The organism is Citrobacter telavivensis (genome assembly GCF_041807075.1).
GTDB classification, from domain to species: Bacteria; Pseudomonadota; Gammaproteobacteria; order Enterobacterales; family Enterobacteriaceae; genus Citrobacter_A; species Citrobacter_A telavivensis.
In genome coordinates this window covers 929,684-942,076 of record NZ_JBGUBF010000001.1, presented here as the reverse complement: position 1 = coordinate 942,076, position 12,393 = coordinate 929,684, and the positions used below count along the sequence as shown (strand labels likewise).

Here is a 12,393-nt window from a genome sequence, read left to right as displayed (position 1 = left end):
CCTACAAAAATAAAGGTTTAATTTATGAACACGACCGTAAAAGAAAGTGCCGTAGTAAAAAAACGAGGCGGTAAAAGATGGTTTGTTGTTTTCCTCTTATTAATCGGCGGGATTATTAACTATCTGGATCGTGCGAGTTTATCCATTGCAGCGCCCGATATGATGAAAGAATTGAATCTGTCCAATACCGATATTGGACTTCTGGGGTCGGTATTCGCGCTGATTTACGCATTGTGCCAACTCCCTGCTGGTTTTCTGGTTGACCGCTTTGGTCCTAAAAAAGTCTATGGCTGGGCCGTCGCGTTGTGGAGCGGCGCCACCATGCTGACAGGGGCGTGCAGCAGTATGATGACCCTGATTTTCGCCCGCGGAATTTTAGGGATTACTGAAGCCCCCTGCTGGCCTGGTGCAGCCAAAATTACGGCCTCATGGTTCCCTAAAAAAGAGCGTGCGCTGGCGACGGGGTTCTGGGATGCCGCCTCAAAATGGGGGCCGGCCATTGCTCCACCGATTCTGGTGGCCATCATCGTGCCGTTGGGCTGGCGTTCTTTATTTTATATTGCCGGTGCGATTGGTCTGGTCTTCGTGGTGTTCTTTATTTTTGCTTACCACCAGCCAGAAAAACATCCGAGTATCACCAAAGAGGAACTGGATTATATCAAGGAAGGCGGCGGTGGCACCGCGGAAAAACTGACCAGTGAGTCAGAGAAAATTAGCTGGGGTGGATTATTCAAATACCGTTGCATCTGGGGAATGATATTAGGCTGGTTTTGCTATGTATGGATGATGAATATTTTCACTACATTCCTGCCGCTCTATTTGATGAAAACCCAGAATATTCAGCTTAAAGAGTTAGGGATCTATGCCAGTATTCCTTATTTCGGCGGTATTGTCGGTGCCATTATGGGGGGATATATCTCCAAATGGTTAATCGATAAAAATATCTTTACCGACTCCCTCAAAGCAAAACGCGCCACGATCAGTATCTCAGCGTTACTCGCGGGTATTGCGGTCATTGCCGTACCGATGGTGGATGGTCTGTTTGCAACATTAACGCTGCTGGTGATTGCCATGGCGCTGCTTTCCGCGCTCTCAGCGACCGGTTGGGCTTTGCCTGGCGATGTTGCCCCGTCATCGATGGTGGCGTCAGTCGGCAGTATCCAGAACTTCGGCGGCTATTTTGCCGGATCGCTCTCCCCCCTTGCCACCGGCTTGATCGCCGATATCACCGGTTCTTATACCCTGGCTTTCGTCAGCGGCGGGATCATCGCGGCCTGTGCTGCACTTTGTTACTGGTTCATCGTAAAAGAGCCGGTAAAAGTAGAAGAATAATACCGTCAGGGGGAAATCTCCCTGACTTTTAACAGAGGTTATCAATGATTAAACATCGCGTTATTCACGCTATAGAACAGACCGGACTTATTGCCATCGTGCGCGGTATCGAGCCTGAATCTGTTTTGCCTTTGGCTGAAGCGTTATATGCAGGTGGCGTTGAGGTGATAGAGGTGACGTGCAATTCGACACGTTATCTGGAAAGTATCACCGCGCTAAAAACGAAAATGGGAGACAAGATGAAGGTGGGTGCGGGAACCGTTATCAATCCCGTCATGGCACAACTGGTTATCGATGCTGGTGCTGATTTCGTGTTGTCGCCTGATTTCAATCCCGACGTCGTCTCTATGGTTCATGAGAAGCAACGACTGATGATTCCGGCGGTGATGACGCCATCCGAAATCCTCCAGGCCTGTCGCCTGGGCGTGGATCTGTTGAAGCTTTTTCCGGCAAACAGCCTGGGCATCGATTATCTCAAAGAGATCCAGGGGCCGCTCGATAATCTCGCGCTGATCCCGGTTGGCGGCATCACGCTTGAAAATACGGCAAGCTTTGCGCAAGCAGGCGCGTTTGCTGTCGGCGTCGGGAGCGCGCTGACAAACAAACAGTGGGTAAAAGACGGCGAATGGGGAAAAATCACCCGCCAGGCGGAGGCATTTATCCGGGCGTTTCGTGATAACAAACACCGATAAATGACACCGGCACATCGCCCTGCACGTTTTTCCTTCATTGTGTTCATGAAGTCCGCCTGGCTATACTGCGGCTCATTAAAACTACAGTGAGGGAAGAACGTGTCTGAGAAGATTAACCGCTCTGTCGCACGGGCACTGGAAATCATGGAGCTGGTTGCGCAGAGCAAAGAAGATCTCACCATTTCAGAGATCAGCAAATTTCTGGCCATCCCGAAAAGTACCACTTTTGATATCTTGTATACCCTTCTTGAAAAAGGATATCTGGAGCAGACCAGCGAAAAGCAGAAAACGTTCAGGCTGGGCATGAAGCTGTTCCAGACCGGCGCTCACTATCTCGACAGAACGCCTTTTCGCGATGTCGCCCACGCCACGCTGGAAAATCTGGTTGAAAACGCAGGCGAAACAGCTTTCCTCGCGATTCTGAACAAAGATGAACTGGTGTATCTGGACAAGGTTGAAAGCCCCAATTCCGTCAGAACCTCGGCACGTATTGGTTCCAGTAATCCGCTTTACTGCACCGGTCTGGGTAAAGCCATTCTCGCCACCCTGCCCGATGATGAAGTGCGCGCGATAGTAAAACGAACCGGTGGCCTGCGTCCCGTCACCCCCTATACCATCACGGATGAAGCACAGTTTATGTCCATACTCGCCCAGGCAAGACAGCAGGGTTATGCGGTCGATGACAGGGAACATAACAGCGAAGTCTTTTGTCTCGCCGCGCCGGTGTACAACCTCCACGGGCATGTTAGCGCAGCGATTAGCGTGGCCAGTTTATTTTCCAAAGTGAAAGACGATCGGCAAAAAATTGAGGTACTGGGTAAAATGATCTCAGCCGCTGCCCTGGAACTTTCACACCGAATAGGGTATCGCGGTAAGTCTCTCTATATGAATGAATAACGTCACCGTCTGTTCGCCTGAAAGAAACGCTCAGGCGAACCAACTGACTATTCCTGTCGCCAGAATAATAGCCGTTCTTTCTGCGCAATGAGCAACTTCGTCGCATTAATAAATAAAACCCCAGATATATATTCACAAAACAAATATTTCCAATAAATTTATCACTGTTGTTTTTGTTTTGAAGATAAATTGTACGACTACGATTCAATTCTCTCTGGTCACATAAAGCAATCTTGATATCGCATCCAAAAAAACGATATTTCACTTTGCCGAAATAATAAAGTCAATGATAATGCGCCCGTTCGTCTCCTCAAAATGGCGGGATATTCTCTATGCTACATTTATTTGCTGGTCTGGATTTATATACCAGCTTGATGCTTTTACTTGCGCTGGTCTTTGTCCTGTTTTACGAAGCGATTAACGGATTTCATGACACCGCCAATGCAGTTGCGACCGTCATCTATACCCGTGCCATGCAACCCCAACTGGCGGTGATAATGGCTGCAGCGTTCAACTTTTTTGGCGTTCTACTGGGTGGACTCAGCGTCGCGTATGCCATTGTGCATATGCTACCCACGGATTTACTGCTCAATATGGGCTCATCGCATGGCCTCGCAATGATTTTCTCTATGTTACTGGCGGCGATTATCTGGAACCTGGGGACCTGGTATTTCGGTTTACCCGCCTCCAGTTCCCATACCCTGATCGGCGCAATTATTGGTATCGGGTTAACCAACGCGTTGATGACGGGAACCTCGGTAGTCGATGCGCTGAACATCCCGGCAGTGGTCAATATCTTTGCTTCGTTGATCGTTTCTCCCGTCGTCGGAATGGTGATTGCAGGCGCCCTTATCTTCCTGCTGCGCCGCTACTGGAGCGGTACCAAGAAACGCGATCGCATCCATCGTCTCCCTGAAGAACGGAAAAAAAAGGGCGGGAAAAAGAAGCCACCATTCTGGACGCGTATTTCGCTCATTTCCTCCGCGGCTGGCGTAGCCTTCTCTCACGGGGCGAACGATGGTCAGAAAGGGATCGGTCTGGTCATGCTGGTCCTGGTGGGGATTGCACCAGCCGGATTCGTGGTGAACATGAGCGCGACCGGATACGAAATCACCCGCACCCGCGACGCGGTCAGTAATCTTGAGGTTTACTTCCTGCAACATCCCGACGCGTTAAAACAGGTCGCCGACAAGACTCAACCGCCTGTCACACCGGCGGCAAATATCGCACCGGCGACGGAATTTCATTGCCACCCCGCAAACACGATGGAGGCCATTCATCGCGTCAAAGCACTGTTGCCTGCCAACCTGGAGAGTTACGACACATTAAGCGTACCGCAACGCAGTCAGCTACGACGCATCATGCTGTGCATCTCCGATACAACGGATAAAGTGGCGAAACTTCCGGATATCAGCCGTAGCGATGTGCATCTGCTGAAGAAACTGAAAACCGATATGCTGAGCACGATTGAGTATGCGCCGATCTGGATAATCATGTCAGTCGCGCTGGCGCTGGGCATGGGAACCATGGTTGGCTGGCGTCGCGTGGCAACCACGATTGGCGAAAAAATTGGTAAGAAAGGAATGACCTATGCCCAGGGGATGTCCGCGCAGATCACGGCGGCAATCTCAATCGGTCTTGCCAGCTATATCGGGATGCCGGTTTCTACGACGCATGTACTCTCTTCTGCCGTAGCGGGAACGATGATTGTCGACGGTGGAGGATTGCAGCGAAAAACCGTCACCAGCATCGCGATGGCCTGGGTATTTACGTTGCCTGCGGCAATTCTGTTGTCGGGATGTCTGTACTGGGCTTCCCTGCAATTTCTCTGAGCCAACTGACGGTTCAGGTGAAGCGATATATGCGTAAAAATGCCCAGTCAGCCAGACTGGGCATACAGAAACAGAACGAATTTACTGAAGAGTGAGGCCAACGGCATCCGTATTATTGTTACGGTAATGATAGCCGCGGGCTGTCATAAACTCTGCTATCGCTTTTTCCGCATCCGCCAGTACATCATCCAGCGGTTGATTCGCATCGATGTCGACCAGCTGTGCGCCGCCAAAGGTCAGCTGTGGCGTTATTGCTATTTTTCTGGCCAGGGCTTCTCTGCGGTGATCGGGTTTACGCGCACAGGCAACATCGAGGTCAACATTCAGTTTGATCACTAAATCCGGCTTATGACTGGCCATCCAGCGGAACGCCGAGCGTTCTTGTTCAGCCAGCCAGGAAACGAAGCGACTTCCATCAGCATTGGCAGGAAACACGGTGCCATCATAAGCTCCGGGAATTTGTATTTGAGGATAGCGATCGGCTAATACAATTAGCCCACGGCGTCGACACGCCAGCATATGACGAAAGCGCAATAACCGACGCACCACGAAGGACATAATCACTAATGCGGGTACAGGACCTGGTAATTTCCTCGCAGTTTTAACTTTATTACGCTCAATAGTTTTACCTAATAATTTCCCCATTAACGGTAATTTAACCACGGCGCGCCCCACATTTCCGGCCTGTTTACCTAAATGCACTTTTTCTGCGGGACCATATTTCTGCAAACAGATCAGAAGATGTTCACAGACCGTTGTTTTCCCCGAACCATCGCTGCCAATAATGGCTATTAGCGGAGGTTTCATTGACATCATAAATATACCCTCAACATAAAATCCTTATCATGAATACTTTATTAACGCGACACCCTTTTGGATATAACTATTAATACTAAAACGACAATTAGACATTGTCACAACTTTGTTGAACAGATATTCTTGGGACACCACAGCGAATATACACCCCTTTATTTAAACTGGATCTTTCGTGAGTCAATATACTATTCCCACTATTAATCCCCCTTTCGTTCGGGTGATTGCCATAGTCGGCTGCGATGGTTCAGGTAAATCAACCCTGGCTGCCAGTCTGGCTCCTCTTCTGGCATCACAATTGCCGACAAAACAGCTTTATCTCGGGCAGTCTTCTGGTCGTATTGGTGAATGGATCGAACATTTGCCCGTCATTGGGGCGTCGGTGGGTCGTTACCTGCGGACAAAAGCGGCGCGTGTGCACCAGCGCCCCTCGTCACCGCCAGGAAACATGACGGCGCTGGTGATCTTCCTGCTCTCCTGCTGGAGAGCGTATAAATTCCGCAACATGTTGATCCAGAGTCGGCAAGGCACATTATTTATCGTCGATCGTTACCCCCAGACGGAAGTCCCCGGGTTTCGTTTTGACGGGCCGCAGTTGGCCAAAACAACGGACGGCAACTGGTGGGTGCGCCTTCTGAAAGCGCGCGAACTCCAGTTGTACCAGTGGATGGCCTCCTGGCGCCCCCTGCTGTTGATCAGGCTGGATATTGATGAAGAAACCGCATTCTCGCGCAAGCCTGACCATCCACTGTCCATTCTCCACGAGAAGATCATGGTCACGCCGCATCTGACGTTCAATGGGGCGACAATCCTCGAACTGAATGGTCGGGAGCCGGCGGATAAAATTCTTATTGCATCATTACGTTCAATTCAAGCTTCTCTTCGCGATCACCGGATCGGATTTGCGAGTCCTTTTTAAGACGGAACGACATGGAAACAGAGAACTCAAGCCCCCTGAATGCGCCGTTGCCGGAATACATTCAAGGACTTATTGCCGTGGTCGGCTGCGATGGTACCGGCAAATCCACGCTGACGGCAGATCTGGTTAAAAACCTGCAACAAAAGTGGGTGACCGAGCGCCGCTATTTAGGGCTTGTCTCCGGAGAGGATGGCAACAAAATCAAGCGTCTGCCGCTGATCGGCACATGGCTTGAGCGGCGACTGGCGGAGAAATCATCAAAAACGCAAAGCATGACTACCCGAGCCCCCGCACTCTGGGCGGCGTTAATTATGTACGGATTCTCTGTGCGCCGAATGGCTAACTTACGCAAAGCGCAGCGGCTGGCGCAAAGCGGCGTTCTGGTGATCAGCGATCGCTACCCTCAGGCCGAAATTTCCGGATTCCATTATGACGGACCGGGTATTGGCATCGAGCGCGCGACGGGCTGGGTGAAAACCCGCATGGCAAAGCGCGAATCCCGCCTGTATCAGGAAATGGCGTTATGCCGTCCCGAACTCATTATTCGTCTTGGTATCGATATTGATACCGCATTTTCCCGTAAGCCTGACCATGACTACAACGAGCTGCGCGACAAAATCGACGTCATGGTGAGGCTCACCTACAACGGCTCAAGAATTCTCGATCTGGATTCCCGAGCGCCCTACCGCGAGGTGTTGGAAAAGGCGCTGGCTGCCGCATCCGTTGCGGCACGGAATTCCCGGCGCAGAAGCGTGATGTCGTGACGCATCAGCCCTCAACGGAGTCGGGGCGCACAGAGCGAAAGACTGTCTGAACTCAGGCGCGGTGCCATTCGCCAGACTGAGATTTTATACTGGGCGGGTTTGCTCCCGCTGAGTGATGATTAACCTGGCCTGACGGGTTTTCTCCCATGAAAAAGTGGTTTGCTGATGGCGCATTTCGCACCATCATTCGTAATAGCGCCTATTTAGGCTCCAGCAACGTGGTGAGCGCCCTACTGGGTTTACTGGCGCTCTCCTGCGCCGGTAAAGGAGTGACGCCAGCGATGTTTGGCGTGCTGGTCATCATTCAGTCGTATACCAAAGCCATTAGCGATTTTGCCAAATTCCAGACATGGCAACTGGTCGTTCAGTACGGTACACCCGCGCTGGAAAGCAATAACCTGCATCAGTTTCGCGATGTGATCTCTTTTTCTTTTAGTCTGGATATCGCCAGCGGCGCGGTGGCTATCCTCTGCGGAATGGGGTTACTGCCGTTTCTTTCGCACTCGTTAGGCCTCGACGCCGACAGCTTCTGGCTGGCAATGCTGTACTGCACGCTAATCCCTTCCATGGCCTCATCGACCCCAACAGGGATTTTACGGGCGGTCAACCGCTTTGACTTGATTGCCGTCCAGCAGGCGACCAAACCCTTCCTGCGCGCACTTGGCAGCGTTATCGCCTATTTCGGTGACTTTGGGTTTGCCGGTTTCGTGATCGCCTGGTACGCCTCCAGCCTGATTGGCGGCACGATGTACTGGTGGTTTGCCACGCGCGAACTGCGTAGCCGGAATATTCACGGTGCGCTACGCCCACGGCTGTTCGAATCGGCGCGCCGCCTCCAGGGCGCATGGAGTTTTGTCTGGTCAACCAATATTGCCCACACTATCTGGTCTGCGCGAAATTCATGCAGCACGGTGTTGGTAGGTGTCGTTCTTGGCCCCGCCGCCGCCGGACTGTTCAAAATTGCGATGACCTTTTTCGATGCCACTGGCACGCCGGCGCAACTGCTTGCCAAGAGCTTTTATCCCGAAGTGATGCGTTTAGATCCGCGCAGCAAAAAGCCGTGGCAACTGGGAATGAAATCGGCGCTATTAGCCGGTGGTATCGGCATCGCCGTGGCGCTTGTTGTGGTGATTGTCGGTAAGCCGCTCATTTCGCTGGTTTTTGGCGTCAAATACCTGCAGGCGTACGATCTCATCCAGATCATGCTTGGCGCGATTATTGTGTCGATGCTGGGGTTTCCCCAGGAATCACTGCTGCTGATGTCTGGCAAACAACGGGCTTTTCTGACCGCGCAGACCATCGCTTCCATCGCCTACATTGTCCTGCTGCCAGGGCTGTCGCATCTCTTTGGCGTGGTCGGCGCGGCGTTTGCCTACTTCGCCGGACAATGCCTGGATGTACTGCTTTCCCTGATCCCGACGCTACACGCTTATCACCATCGCCGTAGGTTGCCCTTTACCGCAGCCAAAGAGACTCACTCATGACGCACGAAAAATTCTCGCCTGACGTTCTCCAGCGCCTGTTTGTCGCGGTGGAAGAAGATGACATCGTCGATCGCCATGCCGTACTGCCGGATCGTGTGCAGATTGACTGCACCGACGTCAACATCCGCCGCTGTTATGATCTGTGCCTGCAGTTTTGGGAGGACGGTTTTACCCGCAAGGATTTACTACGGTTGGTACTGAAGCAATTACGAGGCTACGAGCTGTCAGAAAATGAACGGATGCAATACAAACACATTCGCGCGCGTTATAAACATTTACGTTTTGCTCAGCGACTCTATCGCAAAAACCACCAGGCAGGCCGTTTATTCAGCAAAACCACCGTTTTTCTCGGCCATTTCCAGGACGGATTTCGTAATGGGAATAAAACGATTACTGCCACTTATGGAAGGCTGTTGCGTATTTACCTGAGTTTCCCCGTCTGGCGAGTCGTCCAGTATTCCCTGCGTCACAGTCAGCCAGAAACGACAAGCGGATTTATGGTCTATTGTCAGGCGCAAATGCGCACGCTGCGAGAATTAATTACCAGACCGCAACTGACAGGAAGTGAATTTCATGCCATGAGGAAAATCATTAGTCAGCAGGTTTCGTATTACGACACGTTACGTTCCCTCGATCCGGACAATCACGATGCCCGCGCAGTCTCCCGCTTTCTGGCCGCGATTAATGGTCTGATGGGAGACCGACATGATGAGATGGTGACCGATGCAATGGAAATGAGAAAACCGTACGACGCGCCGAGCGCACTGGATAGTGCTATTCGCGAACGTATAGAACAATTGCTCACCCATTATCCTCTGTAGGTCGAGCTGTACATGATTACCCTTCCCGACTCAGCGAAATAAAGGATCTGCGATGCTGCTACGTCGATTACTGATTGCTTCACTCCTGCTCTCGCCATGGCTGGCGTTCGCGCATAACTTTGTCGAAGGCCAACCGGTCAAGCCGATCGTCATTACGGATCGCGGCGAATTGCAGTTGGATAATCATGATGCGTTTAGCTACCGAAACTGGAACAGCAGCGAACTGGCGGGAAAGGTGCGCATTGTTCAGTACATCGCCGGGCGAAAATCCGCAAAAAAGAAAAACTCAATGCTGATTAAGGCCGTAAAGGTCGCCAATTTTCCCCAGGACCGCTTTCAACCCACCACCATCGTGAATACCGACGATGTGATCTTTGGCTCCGGTTTCTTCGTCCTCGGAAAAATAGAAAAAAACAAACGCCGCTACCCATGGGCACAATTTATCATCGACAGCAGCGGACTGGGCCGCAGAACCTGGCAACTCAATGAGATGAGTTCAACCATTCTGGTGCTGGACAAAGAGGGCCGCGTCCTGTGGGCAAAAGATGGCGATCTGACGCCAAAAGAGGTGCATCAGGTTATCGCGATGGTACATAAGATGGTTGATGAATAGCCGGGCCCGCGATGAAATTAATTGAACGCTACATCATGACCAGTATTCAACGACTGGTAGCAACCCTCGTGGGTTTTCTGATCTTTATTTTCGCCAGCTATTGTGCGCAGCGCTACCTGACCGACGCGGCAAACGGCACATTAGCCCTGGACGTCGTGTTGAACGTTGTCTTCTACAAGGTACTGATTGCGCTGGAGATGCTGCTCCCCGTCGGCCTGTATGTTTCCGTCGGCGTCACCCTCGGTCAGATGTATACCGATTCGGAAATCACAGCGATATCCGCCTCCGGCGCTACGCCTTCGAGCCTTTATCGCGCCGTCATGGCCCTCGCCATTCCATTAAGCATTCTGGTGATGCTGCTGTCACTGTACGGCAGACCCTGGGCTTACGCGCAAATTTATCAGCTAGAACAACAGTCGCAGTCTGAGCTGGATGTCCGGCACCTGCAGGCAAGAAAGTTTAATATCAACAACAATGGGCGGATGATCCTCGCCCGGCAGATTGATCCCGACGCGGCTCATCTCAGCGATACGTTGATTTATACCTCCTCTGACAACAGGACCAGTATCTTCAGGGCCAGCAGTGTTGATGTTGTTGACCCATCGCCGTCGACCCCCACGGTGATGTTGCACACCGGTACCGCCTATGTTCTGGCGCATCAGGGGCGGGATGATAACGAGCAGGTTTTTCGCAATCTCAAACTGAACCTGAAACCGTTCGACCAGAGTGACGAGGTCAAACGCAAGGCAAAATCCGTCGCTACGCTCTCCCGCTCCTCTGCGCCTGCTGATGCTGCGGAACTGCAATGGCGGGAAAGTCGTGGAGTCAGCGCATTGCTAATGGCGCTACTGGCTGTTCCATTAAGCCGCGTCAGGCCACGCCAGGGACGGTTTTCCACGCTGCTCCCACTCACGCTCTTATTCGTCATCATTTTTTATGGCGGCAACATTTGCCGCACGCTGGTTGCCAACGGCGCGTTGCCCGTGACTCCGGGCCTGTGGTTGGTTCCCCTGCTCATGCTGGCTGGCCTGTTTCTGCTGCTGATCCGCGACGGCACTCTGCTGTGGAAAATTCGTCGATGAACATCTTCAGCCGCTATTTAATACGTAATCTCTTTTTGGGATTTGCGGCTGCCGCAGGGTTATTGCTTCCCCTGTTTACCACCTTCAATCTGATCAACGAACTCGATGATGTGAATCCTGGCGGATATCGCTGGACACAGGCCGTGATGGTTGTGTTGATGACATTGCCCAGAACTTTCATCGATCTTGGCCCGTTTATCGCGCTGATCGGCGGCATCGTCGGGCTGGGACAGTTGTCGAAAAGCGGGGAGTTAACCGCAATACGCACCACGGGATATTCAATTTTCAGAATAGCCATGGTGACGCTTTGCGCGGGACTGATGCTAACCGTTGCCCTTGGTGTCATTGATGAATGGGTTGCCTCGCCAATGCAACAGCGGGCATTGCAGATAAAGACGCGCTTTACCCGTCACGATATGGCGGGAAACATTCTGTGGGCCCGGCGCGGCAATGAGTTTGTAACGGTGAAGTCGCTGAACGAACAGCGCCAGCCAGTAGGCATTGAGCTGTTTTACTATCGGGCGGACCATTCTCTACAACGGTATATTTATGCGAAAACGGCGACCATTTTAGACAACGGAACCTGGCAGCTTGAGGATGTAAATCAAAAAGAGTGGGCCAACGGTAAGGAGACAACAGAGACGAAAGAGAGCGTAGCGTGGCCATCTCTCTTTGCCGGTATGAGCCTACAGGAACTCACCCTGCCCAGCAGTAGCTTTTCAGTTAAGCAACTCGGTCATTATATTTCCTACCTGAAGAGCACGGGCCAACCCAGCCTCGAATTTACGCTGGCGTTGTGGCAAAAAGTAGGGCATCCGCTTTTGATTCTGGCGATGATTTTACTGGCAATCCCTTTCACTTTTAGCGCCCCCCGCGCCCCCGGACTGGGGAGTCGCTTAGCCGTCGGCGTGGTCGTTGGATTGCTGACTTACGTCTGCGATCAGATCATCGTCAACCTGGGGTTGCTGTATTCCCTTAATGTGCAGATGACAACGCTGGCTCCGCCGGCATTGCTTCTGGCGATGGCGTTAATCCTTGTTTTTCGATTCGATCGCCAGCCCTGATATCACAACATTTATCAAGTTGCGCGATGGACCGAAGATTCAGAAACCACAGCAGGTATTCTCAGGAAGAATATCCGCTG

The 12,393-nt window shown here is 51.8% G+C and carries 12 protein-coding genes; 11 read left to right on the top strand and 1 reads right to left on the bottom strand.

What is annotated here, in order from left to right:
* The first annotated feature begins 24 nt into the window (after positions 1 to 24).
* From ACERJC_RS04455 to pitA, 4 genes are all read left to right on the top strand, one after another.
* Entirely contained in the window at positions 25 to 1,332 is a 1,308-nt protein-coding gene (locus ACERJC_RS04455; RefSeq protein WP_046478879.1) for an MFS transporter, read from the top strand.
* 44 nt (positions 1,333 to 1,376) lie between these two features.
* A complete protein-coding gene (locus tag ACERJC_RS04450; RefSeq protein WP_152405147.1) occupies positions 1,377 to 2,024 on the top strand; it encodes a bifunctional 4-hydroxy-2-oxoglutarate aldolase/2-dehydro-3-deoxy-phosphogluconate aldolase in 648 nt (215 codons plus the stop codon).
* Positions 2,025 to 2,123: 99 nt separating this feature from the next.
* Complete coding sequence (locus tag ACERJC_RS04445; protein ID WP_152405148.1) at positions 2,124 to 2,921, top strand: IclR family transcriptional regulator; 798 nt, start codon at positions 2,124 to 2,126, stop codon at positions 2,919 to 2,921.
* A gap of 332 nt (positions 2,922 to 3,253) precedes the next feature.
* On the top strand, positions 3,254 to 4,753 hold the full coding sequence (gene pitA, locus ACERJC_RS04440) for an inorganic phosphate transporter PitA (protein ID WP_286632964.1): 1,500 nt from the start codon (positions 3,254 to 3,256) through the stop codon (positions 4,751 to 4,753).
* 81 nt (positions 4,754 to 4,834) lie between these two features.
* On the opposite strand, the gene ACERJC_RS04435 is transcribed toward pitA, so the two are convergent.
* Positions 4,835 to 5,569 (bottom strand): dTMP kinase, encoded by a 735-nt coding sequence (locus ACERJC_RS04435; protein ID WP_373671133.1) that lies wholly within the window; start codon positions 5,567 to 5,569, stop codon positions 4,835 to 4,837.
* A gap of 172 nt (positions 5,570 to 5,741) precedes the next feature.
* On the opposite strand from ACERJC_RS04435, the gene ACERJC_RS04430 reads away from it, so the two are divergent.
* From ACERJC_RS04430 to lptG, 7 genes are all read left to right on the top strand, one after another.
* Positions 5,742 to 6,485 (top strand): nucleoside/nucleotide kinase family protein, encoded by a 744-nt coding sequence (locus ACERJC_RS04430; RefSeq protein WP_178828482.1) that lies wholly within the window; start codon positions 5,742 to 5,744, stop codon positions 6,483 to 6,485.
* An 11-nt stretch (positions 6,486 to 6,496) separates the two neighbouring features.
* Positions 6,497 to 7,249 carry a nucleoside/nucleotide kinase family protein gene (locus tag ACERJC_RS04425; RefSeq protein ID WP_373671132.1) on the top strand — a complete coding sequence of 251 codons (753 nt, stop codon included), beginning with the start codon at positions 6,497 to 6,499 and terminating at the stop codon, positions 7,247 to 7,249.
* Between the two features lie 146 nt (positions 7,250 to 7,395).
* A complete protein-coding gene (locus tag ACERJC_RS04420; RefSeq protein WP_373671131.1) occupies positions 7,396 to 8,733 on the top strand; it encodes a lipopolysaccharide biosynthesis protein in 1,338 nt (445 codons plus the stop codon).
* The gene (locus tag ACERJC_RS04415; RefSeq protein ID WP_373671130.1) at positions 8,730 to 9,554 is read left to right on the top strand and encodes a hypothetical protein; all 825 of its coding nucleotides are present in this window, start codon (positions 8,730 to 8,732) and stop codon (positions 9,552 to 9,554) included. Before ACERJC_RS04420 ends, ACERJC_RS04415 begins: the two co-directional genes overlap by 4 nt.
* A 52-nt stretch (positions 9,555 to 9,606) precedes the next feature.
* The gene (locus ACERJC_RS04410; RefSeq protein WP_373671129.1) at positions 9,607 to 10,167 is read left to right on the top strand and encodes a YtfJ family protein; all 561 of its coding nucleotides are present in this window, start codon (positions 9,607 to 9,609) and stop codon (positions 10,165 to 10,167) included.
* Between the two features lie 11 nt (positions 10,168 to 10,178).
* Positions 10,179 to 11,249: an LPS export ABC transporter permease LptF gene (lptF, locus tag ACERJC_RS04405; protein WP_373671128.1), complete on the top strand. Its 1,071-nt coding sequence runs from the start codon at positions 10,179 to 10,181 to the stop codon at positions 11,247 to 11,249.
* Positions 11,246 to 12,313 carry an LPS export ABC transporter permease LptG gene (lptG, locus tag ACERJC_RS04400; RefSeq protein ID WP_373671127.1) on the top strand — a complete coding sequence of 356 codons (1,068 nt, stop codon included), beginning with the start codon at positions 11,246 to 11,248 and terminating at the stop codon, positions 12,311 to 12,313. Before lptF ends, lptG begins: the two co-directional genes overlap by 4 nt.
* Positions 12,314 to 12,393 lie beyond the last annotated feature (80 nt).

Bases quoted from the DNA above. Each gene is read 5' to 3' on its own strand.
- ACERJC_RS04455 (WP_046478879.1), top strand. From the start codon at position 25: ATGAACACGACCGTAAAAGAAAGTGCCGTAGTAAAAAAACGAGGCGGT.
- ACERJC_RS04450 (WP_152405147.1), top strand. From the start codon at position 1,377: ATGATTAAACATCGCGTTATTCACGCTATAGAACAGACCGGACTTATT.
- pitA (WP_286632964.1), top strand. From the start codon at position 3,254: ATGCTACATTTATTTGCTGGTCTGGATTTATATACCAGCTTGATGCTT.
- ACERJC_RS04435 (WP_373671133.1), bottom strand. From the start codon at position 5,569: ATGATGTCAATGAAACCTCCGCTAATAGCCATTATTGGCAGCGATGGT.
- ACERJC_RS04425 (WP_373671132.1), top strand. From the start codon at position 6,497: ATGGAAACAGAGAACTCAAGCCCCCTGAATGCGCCGTTGCCGGAATAC.
- ACERJC_RS04420 (WP_373671131.1), top strand. From the start codon at position 7,396: ATGAAAAAGTGGTTTGCTGATGGCGCATTTCGCACCATCATTCGTAAT.
- ACERJC_RS04415 (WP_373671130.1), top strand. From the start codon at position 8,730: ATGACGCACGAAAAATTCTCGCCTGACGTTCTCCAGCGCCTGTTTGTC.
- ACERJC_RS04410 (WP_373671129.1), top strand. From the start codon at position 9,607: ATGCTGCTACGTCGATTACTGATTGCTTCACTCCTGCTCTCGCCATGG.
- lptF (WP_373671128.1), top strand. From the start codon at position 10,179: ATGAAATTAATTGAACGCTACATCATGACCAGTATTCAACGACTGGTA.
- lptG (WP_373671127.1), top strand. From the start codon at position 11,246: ATGAACATCTTCAGCCGCTATTTAATACGTAATCTCTTTTTGGGATTT.